The organism is Herbaspirillum sp. FG34 (assembly GCF_057809315.1).
Window position 1 is genome coordinate 210,389 of sequence record NZ_JBMDJS010000006.1, and the last position, 20,846, is coordinate 231,234.

General features: G+C 49.4%; 17 protein-coding genes. 11 read left to right on the plus strand and 6 right to left on the minus strand.

From position 1 onward, the window contains the following. Positions 1 to 69 precede the first annotated feature (69 nt). Positions 70 to 636 (plus strand): hypothetical protein, encoded by a 567-nt coding sequence (locus tag ACODSZ_RS10385; RefSeq protein ID WP_441318657.1) that lies wholly within the window; start codon positions 70 to 72, stop codon positions 634 to 636. Here ACODSZ_RS10385 and ACODSZ_RS10390 read toward each other — a convergent pair. Then, entirely contained in the window at positions 587 to 1,738 is a 1,152-nt protein-coding gene (locus tag ACODSZ_RS10390; RefSeq protein ID WP_488927529.1) for an IS1595 family transposase, read from the minus strand. The two genes, ACODSZ_RS10385 and ACODSZ_RS10390, sit on opposite strands and share 50 nt — an antisense overlap. 240 nt (positions 1,739 to 1,978) lie before the next feature. Continuing rightward, positions 1,979 to 2,248, minus strand: coding sequence for a hypothetical protein (locus ACODSZ_RS10395; protein ID WP_441318659.1), 270 nt, complete (start codon positions 2,246 to 2,248; stop codon positions 1,979 to 1,981). A 105-nt stretch (positions 2,249 to 2,353) separates the two neighbouring features. Between ACODSZ_RS10395 and ACODSZ_RS10400 the strand changes: the two genes are divergently transcribed. The 5 genes from ACODSZ_RS10400 to ACODSZ_RS10420 all read left to right on the plus strand — a co-directional run bounded on the left by ACODSZ_RS10400 (position 2,354) and on the right by ACODSZ_RS10420 (position 12,814). Beyond that, a complete protein-coding gene (locus tag ACODSZ_RS10400) occupies positions 2,354 to 3,358 on the plus strand; it encodes a hypothetical protein (protein ID WP_441318660.1) in 1,005 nt (334 codons plus the stop codon). Between the two features lie 1,158 nt (positions 3,359 to 4,516). After that, positions 4,517 to 5,683 (plus strand): restriction endonuclease-related protein, encoded by a 1,167-nt coding sequence (locus tag ACODSZ_RS10405; RefSeq protein ID WP_441318661.1) that lies wholly within the window; start codon positions 4,517 to 4,519, stop codon positions 5,681 to 5,683. Next, positions 5,680 to 9,132, plus strand: coding sequence for a pPIWI_RE_Z domain-containing protein (locus tag ACODSZ_RS10410; protein ID WP_441318662.1), 3,453 nt, complete (start codon positions 5,680 to 5,682; stop codon positions 9,130 to 9,132). Before ACODSZ_RS10405 ends, ACODSZ_RS10410 begins: the two co-directional genes overlap by 4 nt. 2 nt (positions 9,133 to 9,134) lie before the next feature. Continuing rightward, positions 9,135 to 11,894, plus strand: coding sequence for a pPIWI_RE module domain-containing protein (locus tag ACODSZ_RS10415; RefSeq protein WP_441318663.1), 2,760 nt, complete (start codon positions 9,135 to 9,137; stop codon positions 11,892 to 11,894). Positions 11,895 to 12,184: 290 nt separating this feature from the next. Next, positions 12,185 to 12,814 carry a hypothetical protein gene (locus tag ACODSZ_RS10420; protein WP_441318664.1) on the plus strand — a complete coding sequence of 210 codons (630 nt, stop codon included), beginning with the start codon at positions 12,185 to 12,187 and terminating at the stop codon, positions 12,812 to 12,814. Between the two features lie 25 nt (positions 12,815 to 12,839). Here the strand turns inward: ACODSZ_RS10420 and ACODSZ_RS10425 are convergent, their stop codons facing one another. Continuing rightward, positions 12,840 to 13,835, minus strand: coding sequence for a hypothetical protein (locus tag ACODSZ_RS10425; protein ID WP_441318665.1), 996 nt, complete (start codon positions 13,833 to 13,835; stop codon positions 12,840 to 12,842). Between the two features lie 560 nt (positions 13,836 to 14,395). Here ACODSZ_RS10425 and ACODSZ_RS10430 point away from each other — a divergent pair. The 4 genes from ACODSZ_RS10430 (at position 14,396) to ACODSZ_RS10445 (ending at position 18,802) form a co-directional block, all read left to right on the plus strand. After that, positions 14,396 to 15,622 (plus strand): SIR2 family protein, encoded by a 1,227-nt coding sequence (locus ACODSZ_RS10430; protein WP_441318666.1) that lies wholly within the window; start codon positions 14,396 to 14,398, stop codon positions 15,620 to 15,622. After that, entirely contained in the window at positions 15,615 to 17,480 is a 1,866-nt protein-coding gene (locus tag ACODSZ_RS10435) for an ATP-binding protein (RefSeq protein ID WP_441318667.1), read from the plus strand. Before ACODSZ_RS10430 ends, ACODSZ_RS10435 begins: the two co-directional genes overlap by 8 nt. A gap of 10 nt (positions 17,481 to 17,490) precedes the next feature. Beyond that, positions 17,491 to 17,700, plus strand: coding sequence for a KTSC domain-containing protein (locus ACODSZ_RS10440; RefSeq protein ID WP_441318668.1), 210 nt, complete (start codon positions 17,491 to 17,493; stop codon positions 17,698 to 17,700). Between the two features lie 367 nt (positions 17,701 to 18,067). Beyond that, positions 18,068 to 18,802, plus strand: coding sequence for a hypothetical protein (locus ACODSZ_RS10445; RefSeq protein ID WP_441318669.1), 735 nt, complete (start codon positions 18,068 to 18,070; stop codon positions 18,800 to 18,802). On the opposite strand, the gene ACODSZ_RS10450 is transcribed toward ACODSZ_RS10445, so the two are convergent. From ACODSZ_RS10450 to ACODSZ_RS10460, 3 genes are all read right to left on the minus strand, one after another. Next, complete coding sequence (locus ACODSZ_RS10450; protein ID WP_441318670.1) at positions 18,768 to 19,334, minus strand: hypothetical protein; 567 nt, start codon at positions 19,332 to 19,334, stop codon at positions 18,768 to 18,770. The two genes, ACODSZ_RS10445 and ACODSZ_RS10450, sit on opposite strands and share 35 nt — an antisense overlap. 153 nt (positions 19,335 to 19,487) lie before the next feature. Then, positions 19,488 to 19,778: a PsiF family protein gene (locus ACODSZ_RS10455; protein ID WP_008327861.1), complete on the minus strand. Its 291-nt coding sequence runs from the start codon at positions 19,776 to 19,778 to the stop codon at positions 19,488 to 19,490. Positions 19,779 to 19,868: 90 nt separating this feature from the next. After that, entirely contained in the window at positions 19,869 to 20,258 is a 390-nt protein-coding gene (locus ACODSZ_RS10460) for a lysozyme inhibitor LprI family protein (protein ID WP_008327867.1), read from the minus strand. Positions 20,259 to 20,477: 219 nt separating this feature from the next. On the opposite strand from ACODSZ_RS10460, the gene ACODSZ_RS10465 reads away from it, so the two are divergent. After that, the gene (locus ACODSZ_RS10465; RefSeq protein WP_175342375.1) at positions 20,478 to 20,828 is read left to right on the plus strand and encodes a hypothetical protein; all 351 of its coding nucleotides are present in this window, start codon (positions 20,478 to 20,480) and stop codon (positions 20,826 to 20,828) included. Positions 20,829 to 20,846: the final 18 nt, after the last annotated feature.

The following is a 20,846-nucleotide window of genomic DNA, read 5'->3' on the forward strand; positions in this document are numbered from 1 at the left end:
TGTTGATCGGCCGCTCTTATGTCGCCACTGCAATTTTTTTGAAAATAAAAAAGAGGTAGTCTCAGTATTATGCTAAGACTCCCTCCTTCTCTTGTCTGGTTAACCGACCATCGCGGCCGTGTTGACGGTGAAATTCAAAGAATTGAAAAATATTTCGAACGTCATCGACGTATATTTGAAAAGTTCAAAGAACTGAACGATGAACTTGTTCATTTAAAGGCAACAATGCTCGCGATTGACCACACCTTGTCCTTGCACGAAGTGCAAATCGACCCTTCGAATATTCCTGTTATTTACTCAAAAAAGCACAGAATTCAGTTGCCTTATGGTGAGCTGACCAGGCTCATCTACCAGAGAATAAGAATGGGAAACGGCGTTCCTGTCTCTACCAGGGAAATTAATGACTTCGTCATTCTGCGGCATCCGTTCTTGCAAGAGAACGACGCAAAGGAAGGCGTAAAGTACGAAAGCAAACTCTCTCGCCGAATACACCATCGCCTAAAGAATCTATGCAGGGAAGGGAAAATTGAACGACATCATTCAAAGACCTCGATGCAACAAGGCTTGTGGTCATTATCGACGCTACTCACCCAAGGTATTCAAAACCCAAGCGTTGCCCTTGAGCATAGCCTCTGAACGCTTGAGAGAGATCTGCAGAAAGAATGCATTTCATCAGCGATAAAACCTTTGTTTTTATCGATAGGAGTTTTGTATCTTGGCGCCACGCCATTTCAGCGCAATAAAATGCAAAGTACTGCGGGCGCATCCCATTATAGATCCCGTATTCTGCCCGCCGAAGACGCGAAATAGTCGCCTCTGCCCAGTTATTGTTAACCCCATCCTCCCTCGCATATTCCTTGGAATGATTTACAGCTTCATGCTTGTATCCTGCGGCCGTTAGCGACGAATAGGCGTTTCCTGAGTCGGTATAGATCACCGTGCCAGGCGATACGTTACGAAGAATTGCGGCTAGGACTTCTTTCTCGCTTTCCGCCTTCAAGACGCACGTAATAGTTCTTTGTGACCCAACTCCCGGAATGCCTTGCACAATCGCCAATAAAATTCGGCGTTTTTTCAACCGCTCTCTATTCGCTGAAGTAATTGAATATCCAGCATTGGGTGGAATAATATTGGCTTTACGATTTTTCAAATGATTGTTTGCAATATCGCTAGTCATTTTTTGTCGTACCCTGGGGCGGCGCGGCTTTCCGCAAAAATGACCACCGTCCACATGTACGACACCAGCCATTTTCGTTCGGTCTTGCGCATGAAACATGGCCTCTCGGATCTTGTTCATGTTCTGCCATGCTGTTCGAAAGGTCACTCCTAATCTGCCTGGCACTTTGTTAGATGAATGCCCTTGGGGCTCGATCGCGACCCAATAAATCAGTTGTACGAGTTTTTTGAACGATAATCTTCGTTTCGCGAATGGAGTTTCAGAGGTAACACTGAAATGGCGATAGCAATATTTGCAGCGCCATTGTTTTCGCTTTGGAATAGGATAATGTTTATCTTGTCGGTTGCATGTTGGGCAGACTACGCAAGTGCTGCCGCCCCAACGCGCATTGCAGAACCATTCCCAAGCTTCGTCCTCTGTCATATCGGCAATTGCCGCATCGGACAGATCTCGATACGCTTTGCTTTGCATAAAATGCTGCGCCATCCAATGCTCCATGAGCTTGGTTTTTTCGGCCAGGCCAAATGAACTGAGGCCCTCCTGAATGTTGGCAATTGCCAACTGGCGCAACGCGAGACAAAGCAATGCCCTCGAACCCAAAATTCGCTTGACACCGTCCTGCCTGCTCAGCAAAATAGATGCACAGGTTCCCACTTGTGCACACTTACGGCCCGAATCTCCTCGCCAAAGGAATTCGGGTTTTGTGCTTTTTGCGCCAATAAATTTTTATTGTTTCATCGCGTTTCCTCCGCTAGTTGTCCAACTGGAGATGCATCGCGGCTGTGCCGCGCCGCCTAGCTTTTAGCCCCTTGTCATTTTCTTCGCAGCAGCTTCACGCTGAGAGGCCAGCCAGCAGGCGGCGTCTTTTGCTAAAGCAAATTTCCCTCTTCGATTCGGAATGGAAAAAACAGGAATTGGCATCGTCTTTCTGGACAGTGCTTGTCGAAACGCTTCACTGGATGTATAGCCCAAAACTTGCCTTAGGGCTTCGCCTGAAAGAAGAGGCCCATAGCGAAGCGTAAGCTCTTCTTCCAAGACCCCTGCAAGCGTGTCACTTGGTTGTGTAGTCATCCCATCTCCGTCACGTGCCGTTACGCCTGATACTCTATCCAAGTGCGGTATGGCCGCCAAGATAGTCATGGGCGAGGCTTTAGTCGTTCGCTTTGCGAATGGTAGATGCCTGATTTAGAAAGGAAAAATGTGACACAGCCTGGCTTTAGTCAGATCTCTGCAAAGCTCCATTTAATAGCAGTCAGACGCCGCCGGGACGTCACGGATGTACTGCGGACGATATTTTGGTGTGAGGGATTGCTACTGAGAACGGAGAGAAAAACGGCATACCATCTGGCCAAAAAGTTTGATCCACATACTTTTGGCATGAAGGATGGCGTCCGCTATGGCAGTAGTAAGTGGCAAAAATATGTCTTGGGAAAACATACGCCTTCGTCAGGCAAGATAGCTTCTGTCGAATTGGCTTATGCGGGATCTGCGCAGGAGATTAATCATGTGCTCTGGAAATCGCTACACTCTAAATTCAGATGTACGCCTCAAAACATCCGCCGATTGCTAGAGCAACTAGCGCCGTGCGTCCAGTCTGTTGTTTTTCGAACCACGGACACTGAAGGAGAAAGAGTTCGCTCCCAAATCAATACCACACGGTTAGATGTCATTGCTCAAAAATGTAGCCTCGACAGCTTAGCGTGCCTCACGATCCTTCTGCGAGAAGCAGCTTATCTTCGCGAAGAAAGGCTGGCCTTTGAAATCTCATTGCGCGTGTACCAAGTGTTGCTTATGCTAGCAGCGGCATTCCAAGGGAGAAAAATAGCCGATTCACTGGTTCAGCTTTATAGCGAGAGGATATTTACTCTTGTCGTATGGCAGGGATACGTGTTTTACATTGAGACGGAGAAGTTTATAGAATCCAGTCTCTTATTAAATGAGCTTGCCGCTCCCGAAGAAAACGGGCAAATCGTTTCCTGGGAGTTGCGCGTGAAAAAAATGTTTCGAATACTCGAAGGACGATACGGACTACACTTTTGTTTTGCATTACATCCGCTGTATGCTCCTGTTCCGAACGCAAAAAACCAGAAGGAAGTTTCTCAATTTCGAAAACGAGTGCATTTATATACTCAGGCTTGGAGGCTCATTTACTCAAAGGCTGATGCTCGAGAGAGTTCTTGAAGGGCAGGTAACGCTAAGGGGATAAAGTGACTAGATACAACGTCGGTAAGCCAGCCTCGCCTGAAGACGATTTTGAGCTCGGATTTGAAGAAGAGCTTGAGCATGACGACGGGGCCGCAGCGAGATTGCATCTAGAGGCTGGTCGCTGGATTACATATCGCGACCCAAACTATTCCGGGTCCATGGTGCGCGAATGGCCAAGTGGAAAACGGGAATTAATAGCGGCGGACTTATTTGGAAATATTTGCGTCCTCCGCCCTCTTTGAGAGTGTCTTTTGTTGCCACACTTGCTTGAATTGACCAGGAGTAGATTCTCAAGTACAGTCATAGCCGTGCCCTTGAGGCCTTGGTATTACCGCCGCCCTAAGTGGCCTCCAAAAAAACCCAGCTTCTGCTGGGTTTTTTGCATTTGACCATCATGGAATGGCACTTGCCATCGCTTGACATCGCTTGACATCAATTTCACAGCCCTAACGCGGCAAGAAGCTCGATTACTGCAATGGGCTGAATCAATAGAAGCCATGGCCAAGAGAGCTTCTAAGCGCGTCCAGATCCATTTGTGTGAGCGTTGCCATGAATATGCCCATTCTAATTTCCACCCGCTCACGTTCCAAATGGCATCCTCGACACAACGTTCGGAAGGCGCTGAGCGAATAATCCCAACATCCCGAAAGATGCCGCTTTGTTTGCAATCAGTAATTGGAGAGGGGGGGGGCACCTGGAAGGATGAACTGGAGATCTATTTTATTATAAGTTTGATAATAAAATGTAAGATGACCTCGCCCTTTACAACGAAAGTAAAATATTCTACTGTAGAGAGTAATATATTCTACTCGCCTCTTATTCATGACTTCTCTAGTACAGGCATTGCTGCGGGAGCGGGACTGGACAGGTTCAATGTCCGCTCTCGCAGACAAAGCAACCTCTCTATGTAGTGCGTACGAGCTTCGACCAGGCTTTCATTTGCCTGTGACCTCCAAAGCGTTAGTCATGAGTTACAGGTCACGTCAGATCTTATCTCCTCCTCAGGGTAAGCGCTTTATCTGGGACCACCTCGTCCAACTAATTGCCTCCCGAGCCCTCGTTTCCGCAGGGTGGAGTCGAGATACGATTGCCAAGCGAGTTCACACATTCCCCGTCCATTACCTAGCAGAACATTTGGATTCACTCGAGGACGCACTTAAAGATCAACTATCGCAAGCGGAAGCCCCTTTATCGTCCATTTTTCAAAATGAAGAGGCGGTCTCAGCCGCTCGAATGCTTGCAACAGGTGTTTGCTCCCAATATCGCCTCGCACGCAGCGGCATCCCCACAGTGCATGACGTGACGATGAGCGGACCACTAGCGCAAGCACTAATGCTTCTAGCCAGTTTATACATTTCGGCGGGTAAGGAGGATCACGGGGGCTCTGTTCACGAAATACTACAACGGTGCCGACAGCCGTTGGGTCGAAACGATTGGAATTTACCTGCTTTTGCGGACCCGACCTTTCCATACCATGGCATCACCCTGTTAGATCCAGATCGACGAATTCCAACGCTGGACTGTGTGGAAATGGCTCGTCAAACTCAGTCTGAACTTGATCTTCGCGAGCAGCTGGCGTTCGAGTCGTTGCGAAGCACCAGCGAACAGTTCATTGGCCGCCAGGAGCAAGCTTATACCGATCTTCGTTTGTGGGTTACCGAAACTCCGATTACCTCTGTGCAGGACATGCAGAATTTTGAACGCTCGAAAAATTTGCAGTTAGCTGCAAGCTTTCTGAGTAGTTGCTACGAAGCAGTTCAGCCCCACCATCTAGTAGACGGAAAATTGTATGTATGCGAAAGCTGTGGGACCCCGATGCGTCGCGCCAGCGGAGACAAGCACCTTCTTGCGTGCAGAACCCCGCAATGCAAATCCTACGACCGTCCCTTGGAAACGCTACCGCGACAATTTGGAGACAACACGCTTATAGCCAAGCCAGCCATTCTGACCTACTGGATCGGACCGGGACTGGATGAACTGACCCTCTATCGCGCAGCAACGGCAAATGAGTACGAGGTACGGCTGTACCCAGCTAAAGATGCCTGCGATTTAAGTTTAGACGGTCGAAACATAGGAATTGACGTCAAGAGTTACGCGAGCCCATTTATCTTGGCCGATCGGCTCAATCGTTCAGCCCAAGGGCTTGCCATCTACAGCCGACGCATAGTTGCAATTAACGATCAAGCGATCTCGCGATTCTCCGGTTACTTAGAGGTGCTGCGTCGCCAGTATACAGGCGACCTGACGCTTGAATTCATATCCGTCCGCGAGCTCCTCAAAACATTGGAGCGACCATTTTGACACCCCAACGTCTTCAAGAACTTGGACTGCAGCGCCTCGATTTACTCTGCGCCTTTATGCACCATGAGCTGGGCGTGAATTCACTCATTCATGCCCCAGCACTTTTGATGGGTTACCAATCGGTCGCGCGCAGCGCACTGCTAAAAGGCAAGCGTACTGCGCTAGCAAACCTCCGCCGTTGCTGCCATGGCTTGGGTACGCTGGCTGCGCTTCGCGCTGCAGCCAGTCGCTACAACGATATTGCGCTATCTTCATCGCGATACACTGTATGTCGATTTGAAATCAATGAAAAGACTCTGGACTTTTCGCCCACGTTCCACCTTATCAGTGAAAAATTGCAGGCAGCTCTTGAAGAGCTTCACAAGCCTCCGCAGCCGCGACCGCACGAATTTCAGTTGGCAGATACTGAACGGCCCATACACATCAGCATCCAGCATGAAGGGGAGGCAAAGCGATATGCCATCGACCATCTCCCCCTAGACCTTCCAAAGCCCACGTTGCACAAATCAAAGAAAAGTCGCACAACTGCGCTGCAGATCCGTTGGACTGATCTCTTGATGGAAGCCGAACAGATGGATGCCATCGATATGGCGCTTAAAGTCTCCCGTCCCGGCAATTGGGTGCAGCGTTTACGAGCAACTTCGCTGAAATCACCAGGGAAAAATGGAGAGCTTCTTGATGAATCGACTATTACCTTGGAAGGTCTCAAGCACCTCATTGGATTACCGGGGGCCGGCAAGACGACTTTACTAGTCTGCCTTTTGAGATACCTTGGCCTTAGAGGGATAAAGACCGCTGTATTTTTTCCATCGATAGAAGTTTGCAGACAGTACCTTGAGGATTTGCGTCGCTACGATGTAAGGCCGGGACTACTGATTGGTCAAGGTAGAGATACAAAGCAAAAGCACGCGCTAAAACTAGCTGAATCCCTAGCCACCGACGATCCACTACGTGGATTCGGCCTAACAGCGCCTTCGGCAGACCTATTTGAAGGGGTATGCGCACTTCCACGTTTGACTACGGCGCCGTCCGACGCGTTCTCCGTTGAGGATCACTTCTGTCGCAACATAAAGCAATCTAGCGATAAAGGCCTAGGGGGCCAGAAAGATCGAAAGTTCGAGGACAAATTGTGCCCAGTCTGGTCTCTTTGCTCAAGAAACAAAGCGGCACGTGAGTTGCCAAACGCAGCCATCTGGTTGGGCCATATTCGCTCAGCAGACACCCAAGTTCCCCTGCATTCAACACCATACAATGAACGCTATTTTGATCTCATTGCACGGGAATTTGATGTCGTCATTTTTGACGAGGCGGACAATGCGCAGCAATCTCTAGATATGAGTGGCATCTCGCAGTTGAAACTATCCGGGTACAAATCCTCATTTCACGAGCAAGTGCAGCAAGAGACTCTGCAAAATATCGCGGTAGGATCTAACGGGAGGCTTCGAAATGAATCGTTCGTTCAATTCTCGCTGGAGTGCGCCGAATTTGAAAAGCTAAATATTCACCTAATTTCGGCGATTCACCGTCTCGATGAGGGACACCGCAACTCTTTGAGTGGACTGCTTCTCACCCCGCTAAGGTTAATCGGTGATTGGCTGACACCGAAGAGGAAGAATCCTTCGTCCGATGCTGCCCACACCCAAGATACAAAAGCTCGAGCGAAAGCAGCTCTCGCTTTTGTTTGGGAGTATGCTGCGATCAGAGCATTTCAATCGCGTAGAGAAGTGCTTGATAGATCAACCAAGAGCATGGATCAGTGGCGTCGCTCCGCAGAAGCGTTACAACAGCCATTGGAAAAACTAGCTGAGGATGCTACAGCCTTACAAAGCTATTTGGCAATCTGGCTCAACGCTGCGACCAACCGAGACCGAACGGAGCATGAGGAAGCTATTGAACAGCTGCTTGTGCCCTACTTGCGGATTACAGATCCCGGTTCGATCAAGATGCTTGTCCGGCTACTCATCACCGTCACCTTTACCGTACTATCGTATCGTAGAATGGTGGCGCGGCTCCATGAGCTCGAAAAAGATAGTGTGATTCGGGCCGTACGCGTAGATGAGCGCTGTTCTGAGGATCTCCTTATCGGATGCCCGGACAATCTTTTAGGTAGCTTATCTGGCGTTCGCTTCTTCACCGAAGTGCGAGCAAATGCAGCGCACGATCGGGACCACGACGTTCAATTGCAATACATCGTGTTCTCTGGTGCGCCAAGAGCATTTATGTATCACTTGCACGAATGGGTAACCAGACCGGACGGCTCATTAGGGGGGCCTGCCGTTTTGCTCACCAGTGCGACTAGCTACATGCCCGATAGTCCTGCGTTTCATGTTGACGTAGAACCATCATATCTTCTCCACCGCCCCGCGAGGACGTCAGCCTCAGTCAAGCAAAAATCTATATACGCGTTTCGGCCAATCATCGATCGTGATTCTGTCGATGGAGAGCCGCTCCGTTACAGCGGAGTTCGCTCGGAACGAGCTCGACTCAACAACCTGCAGAAAATGGCCGCGTTTCTCTTGGAAGGCGGAAGCTCCTCTAAGGTTGCGGAGGATTGCCGAGATTTCGATATTAAGGAAGGTATTGGTCGCAAAGCAGCATTCGTCGTCAATAGCTACGCTCATTGCCTGGCGATCAAACAATTCATTGACCAGCGGTTTGCCAGTTGGCGTGATCGCACAATCGCAGTCGTCGACCAAATACCACCTGGTGCACTTGGCGGATATGTGACGCCAAGCATGGTGGAGGCGCTAGGCGACAACCCAAATTGGGATCTTCTGATCTTCCCTATGGGAGCCCTAGGTCGCGGCACCAACGTTGTATATAGCGGCGGGCCCCGCCAACGCGATGCAACCATTGGAACTCTCTACTTCCTTACTCGCCCACATCCATCGCCTGATGATTTAGGATTCCTCGTTAGCTTGGGAGCCAGAGCGACGATGGACTTCGACCAGCGCGACCTCGGCTTGTTTGATCGGCTCGATGAATTCACGCAAGAGCTACGGTATGCAAGAGGACGCCTATATAAATTAGTTGGTCACCTTCTGCGTCATCCGCTGTACGCCCGCTCTCTTGGGCCGGATTTGTTTACCCCATTTACTGCCAACGTCGCTGTTCCCTTATTGCAGACAATAGGCCGAGGGATGCGAAACGGCTGTCCAGTACAGTGCTTCTTTGTAGATCGCGCTTGGGCAGAAAAATCCAGCATCGGCGAACAAGATGACGAATCGAGCAGCATGCTGGTTCAACTGCGTAAGATTATTGAACGAGGTGTTCAGTCCAAGGACAAGCGAGTGGCATTGTTATTCGAAGAACTTTACGGTCCGTTCCTAGAACCCCTTTTAGAAGTTAAAGGGCTTAACTCTATGGACCGGAAACCCTCTGAAGAAGACGATTATGTTGAGGCAAGTCCGCTTTGGGCGGCCGACAGTCCTGTTGAAGGAGAGGAATAAAAATGGCAGCAGAATTCGAACATATAGCGATGGCTCTGCAGTTTGATAACACCGGCTCCCCACTTTCTACTGAGCTTGTAAGCGTAGGCTGGACTGACAAGGCAGCAGAGACACTTAATTGGATTGCCAACCAAGCAGTGAAGACCCTCCGAAAATCGAAAGAGGATGCATCTTTGCATCTACCGTTCGTCTCACTCTGGGCACGTTTTCAGTTAACCCAACCGCAATGGATTTCGCTATCCCGCGATCTAGGAATGGGACGAATCTCGAAATCAAACGGTCCAAAGGCATTGGTCTTCGGCTACCTTCACATGCCTCAAATGCTTGCGCCGGAACTCAATGACGTAGTAGCTCGTTGGATCGATGGGCCGCTAACGCATTACATTCAGAAATTTGAAGTCAGCCTCGATGCATTGCAACGCATGCGCGAGCTAGTCTCCAGTAATCAGCTACTGACCACCAGTGCTTCAGAAGTGCAACTATTTCCTTGGGGCGTCGCATCATCTGGCGCACCAAGTGTGTATCAAGTGACTGCGGGAGAAATTGCTCGACTATTGGCTGGCAAGGAACTGTTCCCAGAGCTGGGACCAATGATGCGCGTCATCGATACGCCCGATAGTAATTCTGCCGAACTAATGACTCGGCCTATTTCAGTAGGTACGGACACTTTTAGTCTGGTATGCAAGCTTTCTATTCAAACACTACCTGGGTCCAAGCAACCCCTCATATTCTTGAATTTCACTCGCCGTCGCTGGGCAACGTCACTCGTAGCCAATCCGTTTCGAGCGAAACGGGTTGGCGGTTTTGCATACTCTAGCATTCGAAATCCAGAACTAGCATTCCGGTTCGACCTCGATTTCGACTACAAGACATCTAGCTGGACCTCAACCCAAGCTTATACCGAAATCGAGCTGGCTTTAGGGTTGGAGCACGGCTACGCAAACGAGCACATCGTAAGATATCCTCGTACAGCCGACACAGGCGCGCTGATAATGCATGTGGCAGGTTTGGCTGAAGCAAAGGGTTCCATGATCAAGGCGGGCGTGGCCATCGCAGATCAACTGGCGGCCTATCGCAACATTGTCCACTTATTGAAACCAATTGGTTTCAAACAGCTGAGCAATTTCTCCGAGGTCACACGTAAAGCACCAAAGCTTCCCCGTATTAGCGTCATCCGGTCTCAAGTCGTCTTATCAAAGCTGCTTAGTCAAACTGATATGGATGAGGAGGAGCTCGACGAACTGCCAACGTTGCAGCGTATTGAACAGGACGTTGTGGCACTAACCAAACGTTCATTGGGAGATTGGTTCGGAAAAAAAACACCAACACTGGATCGTCGATATGGAAATTTGGCGGGGGTGGTCAACGACCTTGTCAAACGCAGCGGCATTGACTCTGAAACGGAACGCCGTACTTTATATATCCTCGTACAATCCACGACAGAAAAGCAATGGATTGAGGCTGTAGTACGCTTAATGTTGGGCGATTCTGTAAACTTGATTGTTGGTGAATTGCCGCGTAACGTCCATGGACACTCGTCTCAGTTGCCAAACTCGAGTGACTCGAAACCGGTGCGTATGGCGGCAAGAATGCAAGCTTGGAACGCGTTCGCAAAGAGCAATCGATTTGCTCCAAATCCGATGTTCCTAATTCAGGCTGACGACTGGTATGACGTTAACGGACGGCGCATGCCGGACGACTCCGTGAATAAGATTGCAGCTCGTCGCGCTCTTGCGTCAGAACTTGGAGCCACAGTTCAATACTTGCTGCCAGCACGGGCTCAGAAACTCGACAATTATCTGATGCGCCTTCAGGCCGCCATCCTTGACTTGGTATACGGTCACTCCGGCATTATGCTTGGCCTAGCAAATGCCGCAGCGGCAGCGTTCGCTGACCCAAGGACCTGCCCTAAACAAGTAGTCGCAATTGGCTCTCTCCAAGTAACTATGGGAGATTATCTTGGAACAATCGTCGCCGCTACACGTGTGGATAGTACAACAGGCCGCCCGCAGATTCGTTTGGCTCATGCTGAGGCCGAACCTATTTACACACCATGGATGCGGTTCGAAGAAGCTTTAGCGTATGTCGCAAAGCGTTCCAGCTTGCGCATCCCAGCTCAAAAAGAGGCTGCTGCGTTCTACCAGAAGTTCATCGGGGAAGTCCTTGATGACGCCGCTGCGATAGATCCTCACGCTGTCGTTTTCATTGAGTCGACACGAAGCGCTGGACTGTGGAAACGACTTGCCGACAAGAACTGCGAATTTGGAAAGCAAACTCTAGATTCCGAGCAATCAACCCGCCAGCATTGGGGAAACCTGCGCATTATCCGCGTCCGGGAGCAAGCGCCCACAATGGTCAACCTCAGAACGCTGGATCATGCTCTTGAAAATGGGGAGAGATTACGCGTTTCCACTTCTGTTCAAAGGCTTTTCGCCGTCTCCGATGCCACCGCACCCACATATTGGTCGTTCGGACCACCAATCGGCCAACATAAACGTGGGGCAAGCTGCTATCGTCCGATGATGCTTCCAGACCAAAAGGGTGGGGCCAAGCTCTTTTCCCCAGATTACGGTCAACATCAGACTCCTAGAGGCACCGAGTTTGTAATTCTTCAGGCTGGTCCGGGGGATGACCTGCATCGATTGGCAACTTATTGCGAAATGCTCCGCGTAGGTGTACCGCAAGCGCGGGGAGACATATGGGTGAAAGTGCCTTCGCCACTCTACGCAATTGAAAAACTGGAAGACTACATGCGCTACTAGAAGCACACCCAAGGGAGTTTGATTTGCACATTTTTTGTGTCGGCTGATATTGTTCTAAAGGCGATGGATGGGACGTAGTGATATTTGATGAGACTGATTGCACTGAGATCAAGCGATTGCATAAAGCGAGCTGCGATGTGACGGATGCTCACGATCAGTCATCTGCGAAAAATGCACCTGTGCCTACAGCGTAACAACTCGGTCTCGACTTCGCGGCACTCGTAGCAGTAGCCCAGTCATCCGGACGAAACGCGACGCGAAGAAGATGTCACGTAAAACTGGAGGGAAAGATGGATAACGCCTGGGGAGTGATCAATGCTGTCATCTCGGCTGGCGCAGGATTAATTGGAATGCGTTGGGGGGCTGGGTTGACCGCAAGGCGTGAGTTGGACAAAGAAGCTAAGCAAGAGAAGAAAGACGCAATATATTTAGCTATCATCGTTGGCTCGTACCTTGAAGACTTTGCAAATGCATGTGTAGCAGTAATGTACGATGATGGAACTGAGTACGGCCGTCCTGCTGACGCAGAATCGGGTTATCACCAGGCCACTGTACCCACGCCCGCTATCGACCCACTAAGTTTGGATGTGAATTGGAAAACACTTCAACCCGATCTCATGGATGAAATTTTGTCCCTGCCTTATCGGACAGAACGGCTTAAGCAAAAGCTAAGCGCGGTCAATGAAAATGATTTGCCACCAGATTTTGCTGAAACCTTCTGGGAACGGCAGTATGGTTACGCTTGTCTAGCGCAAGACGTGGCGAAAATGGCTTCTCGTTTGCGTACGTCGGTGGGATTGCCATCGTTGCCGCACTCTGATGACAAGTGGGATCGCCGCCAGCAGATTGAAGAACGCATTAAAGATCTGGAAGAGCGCAGAGATTCCCAGCCTCTGCGCCCGGCACCAATTTTTGAATAGAACCTAGCCCTATACAAAGGTCCAATCACCAACGCATTTTCTTATCGCCTGTCAGATTCCTCAGCTCTCTAGCTGTCGCCGTCGGCTTGGCTTTGCGAGCACGCTGAATTCCAACCGGTAGCACTGATTGCGGTTTTACCTTTGTATTACCGCTGTCGCTCATTCTTAGATCCCCTATCGTTAAGGTTTCTAACTGCCGCCGCAATGCGAGCGGGGCCGGTAAGTGAGCAAACAGTCTGAAGTTCCCGCTGGAAAAGAACCTAAAGCCATCCTGTACTACTGCTCCGAGTCGCTGCATATTCTCTTCCAAATCATCAACCCAGTTAGCCCATCGACGCATTTTTCCGAGATCACTCCCTTGGAACTTCTCGAATTCAGAAACTTCGTTGAAGAATTTCATCAGTCCGTGTGTTGGATCCCAGTCAGTGGCGGCAAATCGATAGCCAGAGATCGCGCCGATGGACACCCGCCCATACTTTAGCGCCTCGCGATTTTGCCGAGGATTCGCGGCCATTAAATCTGCGATTTGTGCATCAGTTCTTTCTACCGATTCGAAGACTTCGGGGCGGTTTTCCATAGCCATTCTTTGCAATTCTCTGAAGGTATCGGGAAACCTGCTTTGGAAGCTTTGAATGTAGCGGCGCAATTCCAGGCAGCTGTCGTGAAGAGCCCCTATTTGGACACGGAAAGATTCTAATTTATGGCCTCCTTCGCGAATTCGCGCCTTCAACTGAGGAAGGTTCATGGCAGAAAGATAGGCATCAAGCGCATCTCCATAGCCTTTCCCGCCATATCGCTTGCCACAAATATGACCAATGTTGCTTACACTACCACCCCTTAACTCAACAATCCGGCCGTCATGATGTTCCTTGCCGCAAAGGGAACAACGAATACTGGACGGACGGATATCGTAGGAATCTACGATACGAATGATAGGGGTTGTCGTGACATCAAACTTAGATACGTAGAACTGAAGCTTAATAATATCGCTGGTGTTACGAATCGGCTGCTTGCGCTGCATAAGCCCTCCGCTCAACTGTCGAGCTTACATTCTACTGTATAAAAATACAGCTTAGTAGTCCAACTGTTTTGGAGGTCTCACACACCGCTGCGAATCGGACAATGCCCGACTTGCACATAAACGAACATGCATCTGCCCTGCTCCTGCATGGGTCTGGCGATAGGAAAAAGAGGAGCCTGATTGACTTCTTCTTGCGTGATGCCGATTAGGTGCTCGCAAAATGACGTGAGTATTGGCCGTGTTATCGGCCTTACCTGAGCCCACGCTTGCGTTAGCAAGGGTTCACTGGATACTTCACTTTCTGAAATGTCGTTGTTCGCGGCCGAGAAAAACTGGTCTCGATTGGGAAGAGTCTATCGATAGTAATTTTCGCTTTTTAATTGGCCGCTTGCCAACCTTGGCGCATTGATAGGAAAGAGCTGGACATGTGCTAACTCATAGCACAAATACGCAAGTAAAAATTTAACTGCATAGTGCCGAATCGGAAAGATTGGCTGCCGTGTACTATACTTTATCGCCAGTTGTGAGTCGAAGAATTCAAAAAACTCTTGGGGGATTAAATGAGCATTGGTCACGATCCAATTCGACATTTACGTTACTTGCGTCAATCTTTGTCTCAAGATGCAGGCTCTGTAGGTTTCTTTCTTTCCGCAGGTTGTCCTTTATCAGTTCCAATGACCGCAGATGCTTGGCCACTGATTCCTGATGTGGCGACGCTGACAAAAGCGATCAATCAAGAGCTCTCTACAGATGCCAGTTTTTCCCTCTTACTAAAAGAGCTGCAAAAGGCCGAAAAAAATATAGAAAACATTGAAGATACGCTCAGCTTCTTACGTGGAATGCTGGCTGTCGCCAAAGGTGGGGACGTTAGAGGCTTGGGTGAAAACGATCTGATCCAGCTGCAGAAAGATATTTGCTCTGTAATCGTGAGCAAGTTGAATGTGGATTTGCCGAACCAAGATACTCCGTATCACAAACTGGGAAACTGGATTCGCTCCATTGACAGGAAGAGCGCGATTGAGATTTTTACGACAAACTACGACTTGTTGATGGAGCAGGCTCTAGACGATCTTGAGATTCCATACTTTGATGGCTTCATTGGGTCCCGACGCGCATTCTTTGACCTACGCGCGGTTGAAGACAATCTCATTCCAGTTCATTGGACACGTCTCTGGAAAATCCACGGCTCAATAAATTGGTATCAAGAGAACGATGATAAACACAAGAAAGTTTATCGATCTTCCGACGTAAAAATCGATGCTTCACATCTCATTTACCCGTCTCACTTGAAATATGAGGAAAGTCGGAAGATGCCTTATTTGGCATTGATTGATCAACTAAATCGTTTCCTCCGAAAGAAATCTGCACTTCTTATCTTGTCTGGTTACTCCTTCAATGACGGACATCTAAACGATGCAATCGTAAACGCGCTGAAGTCGAATCCTACAGCTATGGCGCTCGGATTGATGTACGGCAGCTACGAGTCCGAAGCTACTGATGCAAAGCCCGCCCAAGAGCGCTATCCGGAAGCTTACCGTCTCGCAAAAAATCAACATAATCTAAATATCTGGGCTTTTGATAAAGCCATCATCGGCACTAATATTGGAGAGTGGAGATTCCCGTCTAATCCTCAAGAAGAAGCTGATGCGGATCTCCGGCGGTTTATAACTGCCAGTCCAGACCTTGATCCGAAATTAAACAGCCGCAATATAAAAATGGGTGACTTCGCTGTCTTTACCGATTTTTTAAAAGCGATCATTGGATCTAGGGACGATTCGAATGAATAAAGAGACCTATCTCGGCGAAGTTCAAGATGTTAATGGCACCACCGTTAGCATATCTATTTCCAAAAAGTCCCTCACTGGATTTATCTATATTGATGGGCAAGGATATCGTGTAGGGCAAATTGGCAGTTTTGTAAGAATTCCAATCGGTTTCCAAGACTTGTTCGGAATTGTTAGTCAGGTGGGTGCCAGCGCAATCCCTCAAGCTCAAGCTGACATTGCGGATCATGGGAATCGATGGATGACCATTCAACTCATCGGAGAGGCCCAGCGTAACGGCCTATTTCAACGAGGCTTGTCCCAATATCCGACAATAGGTGACGAAGTACATTTGGTTTCTGAAAAAGAACTAAAGAACATCTACGGACAACCCAATCGTCCTTATTTTGTCAAAGTCGGCCACATTTCCAATGCGGACTCTATTCCCGCGCTTATTGACGTCAACAAGCTCGTAACACGTCACTCTGCGATTGTTGGCACTACTGGGTCCGGGAAATCAACTACTGTCGCGAGCATAATGAATGCACTTTCAGACGAAAATAGGTATCCGTCGGCGCGCATCATCATGCTTGATCTCCATGGAGAATATGGACACGCCCTTCGAGAAAGAGCGTCTGTATTTAGGATCAATTCTGATCCGACAGCATTAGGAGAAAAGTCACTCAACATCCCTTTTTGGGCTCTTAACTTTGACGAGCTTTGCGAAATTTGCTTTGGAGAATTCAACAATGAAAAAGATCGAAATATCGTCTTGGAGCGCGTACAAAAGTACAAAACTAATTCTTTGCTTAAGTACCCTCGTTTAGGAGCATCGGTTGATACCTTAAGCGTTGACTCTCCAATTCCATTTAGCTTGCATGATTTGTGGTACGAGCTTTACAAAGAGACCTTTGGAACATATTACAAAGATCAAGGTGGGAACCCTTTAGATAATTTGGCTTACGAAGTAGATGCTGAAGGAAATCTTCTTAAAGGAAATGCCGCAAATGGGATTGCGCCTATCTTCAAGAATGTAGTCAATGTTGCGAATGAGGTAAAAATCAACTACCTTCCTGGAGCATTGAATCTGGGGAAGCAGCTTCAGTTATTGGGGACAAAGCTCAGAATTCCTCGATACAATTTTATCTTCAAACCGGAGGGTTGGTCGCCAGCCAGTGACGGCCATGTCGAAAGAGATTTGGATGTTCTGTTGCGTGAATGGATTGGTGAAAAGGCGGTGGCAATATTAGATTTGTCAGGCATTCCTACAGACATTTTGCAGACCACAATCGGTGCTGTTCTGCGCATTCTCTATGAAGCACTATTTTGGGCAAGAAATTTATCTCAAGGGGGGAAGCATCGACCTCTCTTGATCGTCATGGAAGAAGCCCATATTTATCTCAACGATTCATTTAAGGGAATGGCGTCGCGAACCGTTCAGCGCATCGTGAAAGAGGGAAGAAAATATGGGATTGGAGCCATGATAGTGAGTCAACGTCCGTCAGAAATTAACTCAACGATCTTGTCTCAATGTGGGACGTTCTTTGCTCTGCGTTTGGCAAACGCTACTGACCGCGGGCATATCACTTCTGCCATCTCAGACAATCTTGATGGACTAACCGGGATGCTCCCCATTTTAAAAACTGGGGAAGCAATCATCCTAGGTGAAGCAGTCAAATTGCCAATGCGCACATTAATCGATCCTCCGCCCAAAAACCGGCGACCTGACAGCCAAGATCCTATTGTTTACGATGAAGTGCCGGGGGATGAATCGCAGCACCCAGGCGGTTGGGGAATTAGCATGGAGAAATCCCCTAAGTTTGATGAAGTAGTGGAAACGTGGCGTAGTCAAAGTACCAAAATCTCTAAACTAAAAAATTGAAGGAGGGGTTATGAATAGGGATCCAGTTACGTCCTCTAATGTGACATCTGTCGGCTACGATCCAGATAGCGGAACTCTGGAAGTGGAGTTTCACAATGGGTCGATATATCAGTACTTTGATGTTCCTGAGGCTCTCTATAACGGCCTCATACATGCGGATTCCGTGGGTGGTTTTTTAGCTGCGCATGTTAAAGGTACTTACCGATTTTCTCGGGTCTGAGCAACACCGCGGCAAGCGCAAACATCGTTACACAGCTTACTTTTCATCAGACATAACTCGCCGCAGAAAAGTATTAATGGAGTTCACTCGAAAAGAACGAACATGATCGGCCAGTAGGCTCTGATGAGGATAAATTGCGGCGGGATGTTGAACAAGTGCTGGTTTTTAAGAGCGGTGCAGCGACCAAGGAGCCGCTCGCCGCTCGATGACCTATCATCCGCAACAAGATAGCCATCCTCCTCAAGAATGACCGAATGGTCATCGAGAATTGAACTACACAGCCCTACGGTAACGTCACTGGCTTACGGTGTCTTTGGCAGTACATTTATCTTTGTTCGTAGCAGCAACAGAATATCGGAGGTAGATTATGGAGAAGGCGCGATACGGAAGCACAAGTGGCCCCTTGGTATCTCCAACAGAATTTCATACCCGGGCTACTCCAAGATACAGGCTGCGTGGAATTTTTCCGTATTGCGATTCTTGCCATGAAATAGTTCACTTATATGGAGTTCATACACCCAATCCCGCGACCACTCCGAGATTTGACCATCAAGATTTACCTGCTGATGCCGATCCGCTAGATGACTGCATTTTGGCAAATCGTAATGCGCGGTTTCGAGGCTTAGAACCAGATGGTTATGATGACACACGAGGCCAATTCATCCGATCACAATTCTTTGATGATCAATTCTTAGCACGTGCGTATGTCTTCTGCCTAGAGTTATGTCGAAAAGGAAATCTCTCAGCGGCAAAATTCCGATCAATGATTCGTCGAGCAGATAGAAAACGTATCTGGGCGTATGTTGACATCCAAGTTTGGTCGATCCCATATATCCTGCTGACCCTTGAGAATTTTTCGGCCAAAGCCAAAGATGGTCGGGAATATCCATTTCATTTCACATTTCAGAAACCACGGGGCAGCAAGGCATCTGCCCTCTGGATGCGTCAACAAGAGTGTCGCCTCTTAAAAGTATTTTCTAGTAATGGTGATGCCATTCAAGCTCAAGACAATCCATTTTTGGTTTCAGAACAGGCATTTCTCGATAAGTCTCAGAACATTTCTTGGATTACTCCTGATTTCTTACGAGTGCTAGGTTCATAAATGCGGGCCATTTGCTAAAACCATCATCCGCATCGGAGCCGAGTCCATATATCTCAACTATTCTTCCCTCGAAGGGGCAGTTCTCAAAACCAGTCCCTTCATATGCAGCTCTTTTTCTTATATCAAAGCATCTAATCATTCTCTCCAATGCAAAGACAGCACGCTTGAGGCTACTACACTCTTCGTAAGCGTCGTTTTCTGCTTGAACGGCGCATGGCTGATACGAAAGTCGCTCTCGAATCCAGTAGTGAAATCTCTGGAAAAGCAGCGGAACTCGAGGGGCATTAATGAACTTATCTGTCCACACAATCAATGCCACAAATGTATCTGTTTTTTGCGGATGTTGAAGGATATGTCCATACCAGAAACCCCAAAAAGGATCGTCAACATGCACCGTAACAAGTAGCTCCGGACCTCCTGATGGCGCTATTTCCATGCCGACTACAAATCGCTGAGCCGCGATACCTGCATTGCAATTTGATTCCTCCTCGACAATTTTGCGAAGATGCCGAGTTGCTAAAGATATATTCATGAATCCCGCTCCTGAAAAAATGGAACAGGGATTACCTGATATCGCGAGAGATGCCCGCGTAAGTTGTTGATTTTACGAGTGTTGCAGCAAGGACATAAGAGCGTGATCGGCTTGATCGGCCCGATCGGGCCGGGCCGGATGACGGTGGACGCCTTACTTCTTCTTCAGGCAGGAGGACATGAAAGCCTTGCGCTCATCGCCCTTCTTGCCGGCGGCGTCGGCGTTACATTGCTTCATCTTGTCCTGCTGGGTGGCCGGCTTGGGCTGTTCCTTCTTCAGGCAGGAGGACATGAACGCCTTGCGCTCGTCGCCCTTCTTGCCGGCAGCATCGGCGTTACATTGCTTCATCTTGTTCTGCTGGGCATTCTGCGCCATGGCGGGAGAACTGAGCAGCAGCGGGGCAGCCAGCGCGAACGAGGTCATGGCGAAGAGCATTTTTTTCATGGAAGACTCCCTGGGGCAAGGTGGATTCGTGGGTCTGATCGGTATGATTCTTCAGACGGGAGCATTACAGCATGAAAGTTTATGTCCTGACTAGCGCACGCAGTTGAGATCGCCTTCCTTGCAGCCTGCCAGCGCCTTCAGTTCATCGGTACGGTGACGGGTCTTCTCGGCCAGGCAGGTTTGCAGGGCCAGTGCGGCAGCGGACCCGCCCGCACTGGCCGAACTTTCAAAGCGGCAGGACAGGTCGCGGTACTTCAGCCAGGCCAGTTGCACCTCGCGCAGCTTGTTTTGCTGTGCCTTGTTGAGTTTGTCGCGATAGGCCATATAAGTGGCATTGAGGTCCGCGTCGTTATGGGTCAAGGTCTCCGAGGCACAAGCGTTCATCTCGGCCTGGGTGGCGGCCTGGGTGCAATCAGCGGCAAAGGCGCTGCCGGCACACAGCAACAGGGCGGCGGCCAGCAGGGACAGGGGGGCTTTCATCGATGGGAACTCCAGTTTCTCAGAAGGCGAGACTGCACAGGCGGTGCCGCGGGCCAGAGATCGCAGGGCCGGCGGGGTGCTTGCAGCTTGTCGGGATAAAATGACATTTTGCCTGTCTTAGAAGAAGACAGGGCAGTGCGGTTCGGCCGTTTTTGCGACGAAATTGCAACAAGTCGTATCTGATTTTCCCTGTCCAACCCTTTTTCAGGAGTAGTGCAGATGGGATTGAGCTGGCTATCGGCCATCAAATTGATTCCCTGGGGGGATGTGGTCCAGGCCACCCCGGGTATCGTCAAGGGCGCGCGTGAGCTGTGGTCGCGCACGCGCAAGGCCAAGACGGCAGTCGATGCCGCACCGGCCGCACCGGTGAGCGGCGAGCTCGGCCAGTTGGCCCAGCGCATCGCCCAGCTGGAAGCCGAGCAACTCGACGCCAGCCAGCTGATCAACACCCTGGCCGAGCAGAATGCGCAACTGGTGGCCATCATGGATGGCATGCGGCGCCGCCTGCGCATGCTGGGTGCGGCCTGCGTACTGCTGGCCGTGGGCGTGGTGGCGGTGTGGCTGCGCTGATGTCGGCCTGCGTCTTTC

Excerpts from the sequence above, each read along its gene's own strand:
- ACODSZ_RS10385 (WP_441318657.1), top strand. The coding sequence starts at position 70 with ATGCTAAGACTCCCTCCTTCTCTTGTCTGGTTAACCGACCATCGCGGC.
- ACODSZ_RS10395 (WP_441318659.1), bottom strand. The coding sequence starts at position 2,248 with ATGACTACACAACCAAGTGACACGCTTGCAGGGGTCTTGGAAGAAGAG.
- ACODSZ_RS10400 (WP_441318660.1), top strand. The coding sequence starts at position 2,354 with ATGCCTGATTTAGAAAGGAAAAATGTGACACAGCCTGGCTTTAGTCAG.
- ACODSZ_RS10415 (WP_441318663.1), top strand. The coding sequence starts at position 9,135 with ATGGCAGCAGAATTCGAACATATAGCGATGGCTCTGCAGTTTGATAAC.
- ACODSZ_RS10420 (WP_441318664.1), top strand. The coding sequence starts at position 12,185 with ATGGATAACGCCTGGGGAGTGATCAATGCTGTCATCTCGGCTGGCGCA.
- ACODSZ_RS10425 (WP_441318665.1), bottom strand. The coding sequence starts at position 13,835 with ATGCAGCGCAAGCAGCCGATTCGTAACACCAGCGATATTATTAAGCTT.
- ACODSZ_RS10430 (WP_441318666.1), top strand. The coding sequence starts at position 14,396 with ATGAGCATTGGTCACGATCCAATTCGACATTTACGTTACTTGCGTCAA.
- ACODSZ_RS10435 (WP_441318667.1), top strand. The coding sequence starts at position 15,615 with ATGAATAAAGAGACCTATCTCGGCGAAGTTCAAGATGTTAATGGCACC.
- ACODSZ_RS10440 (WP_441318668.1), top strand. The coding sequence starts at position 17,491 with ATGAATAGGGATCCAGTTACGTCCTCTAATGTGACATCTGTCGGCTAC.
- ACODSZ_RS10445 (WP_441318669.1), top strand. The coding sequence starts at position 18,068 with ATGGAGAAGGCGCGATACGGAAGCACAAGTGGCCCCTTGGTATCTCCA.
- ACODSZ_RS10450 (WP_441318670.1), bottom strand. The coding sequence starts at position 19,334 with ATGAATATATCTTTAGCAACTCGGCATCTTCGCAAAATTGTCGAGGAG.
- ACODSZ_RS10455 (WP_008327861.1), bottom strand. The coding sequence starts at position 19,778 with ATGAAAAAAATGCTCTTCGCCATGACCTCGTTCGCGCTGGCTGCCCCG.
- ACODSZ_RS10460 (WP_008327867.1), bottom strand. The coding sequence starts at position 20,258 with ATGAAAGCCCCCCTGTCCCTGCTGGCCGCCGCCCTGTTGCTGTGTGCC.
- ACODSZ_RS10465 (WP_175342375.1), top strand. The coding sequence starts at position 20,478 with ATGGGATTGAGCTGGCTATCGGCCATCAAATTGATTCCCTGGGGGGAT.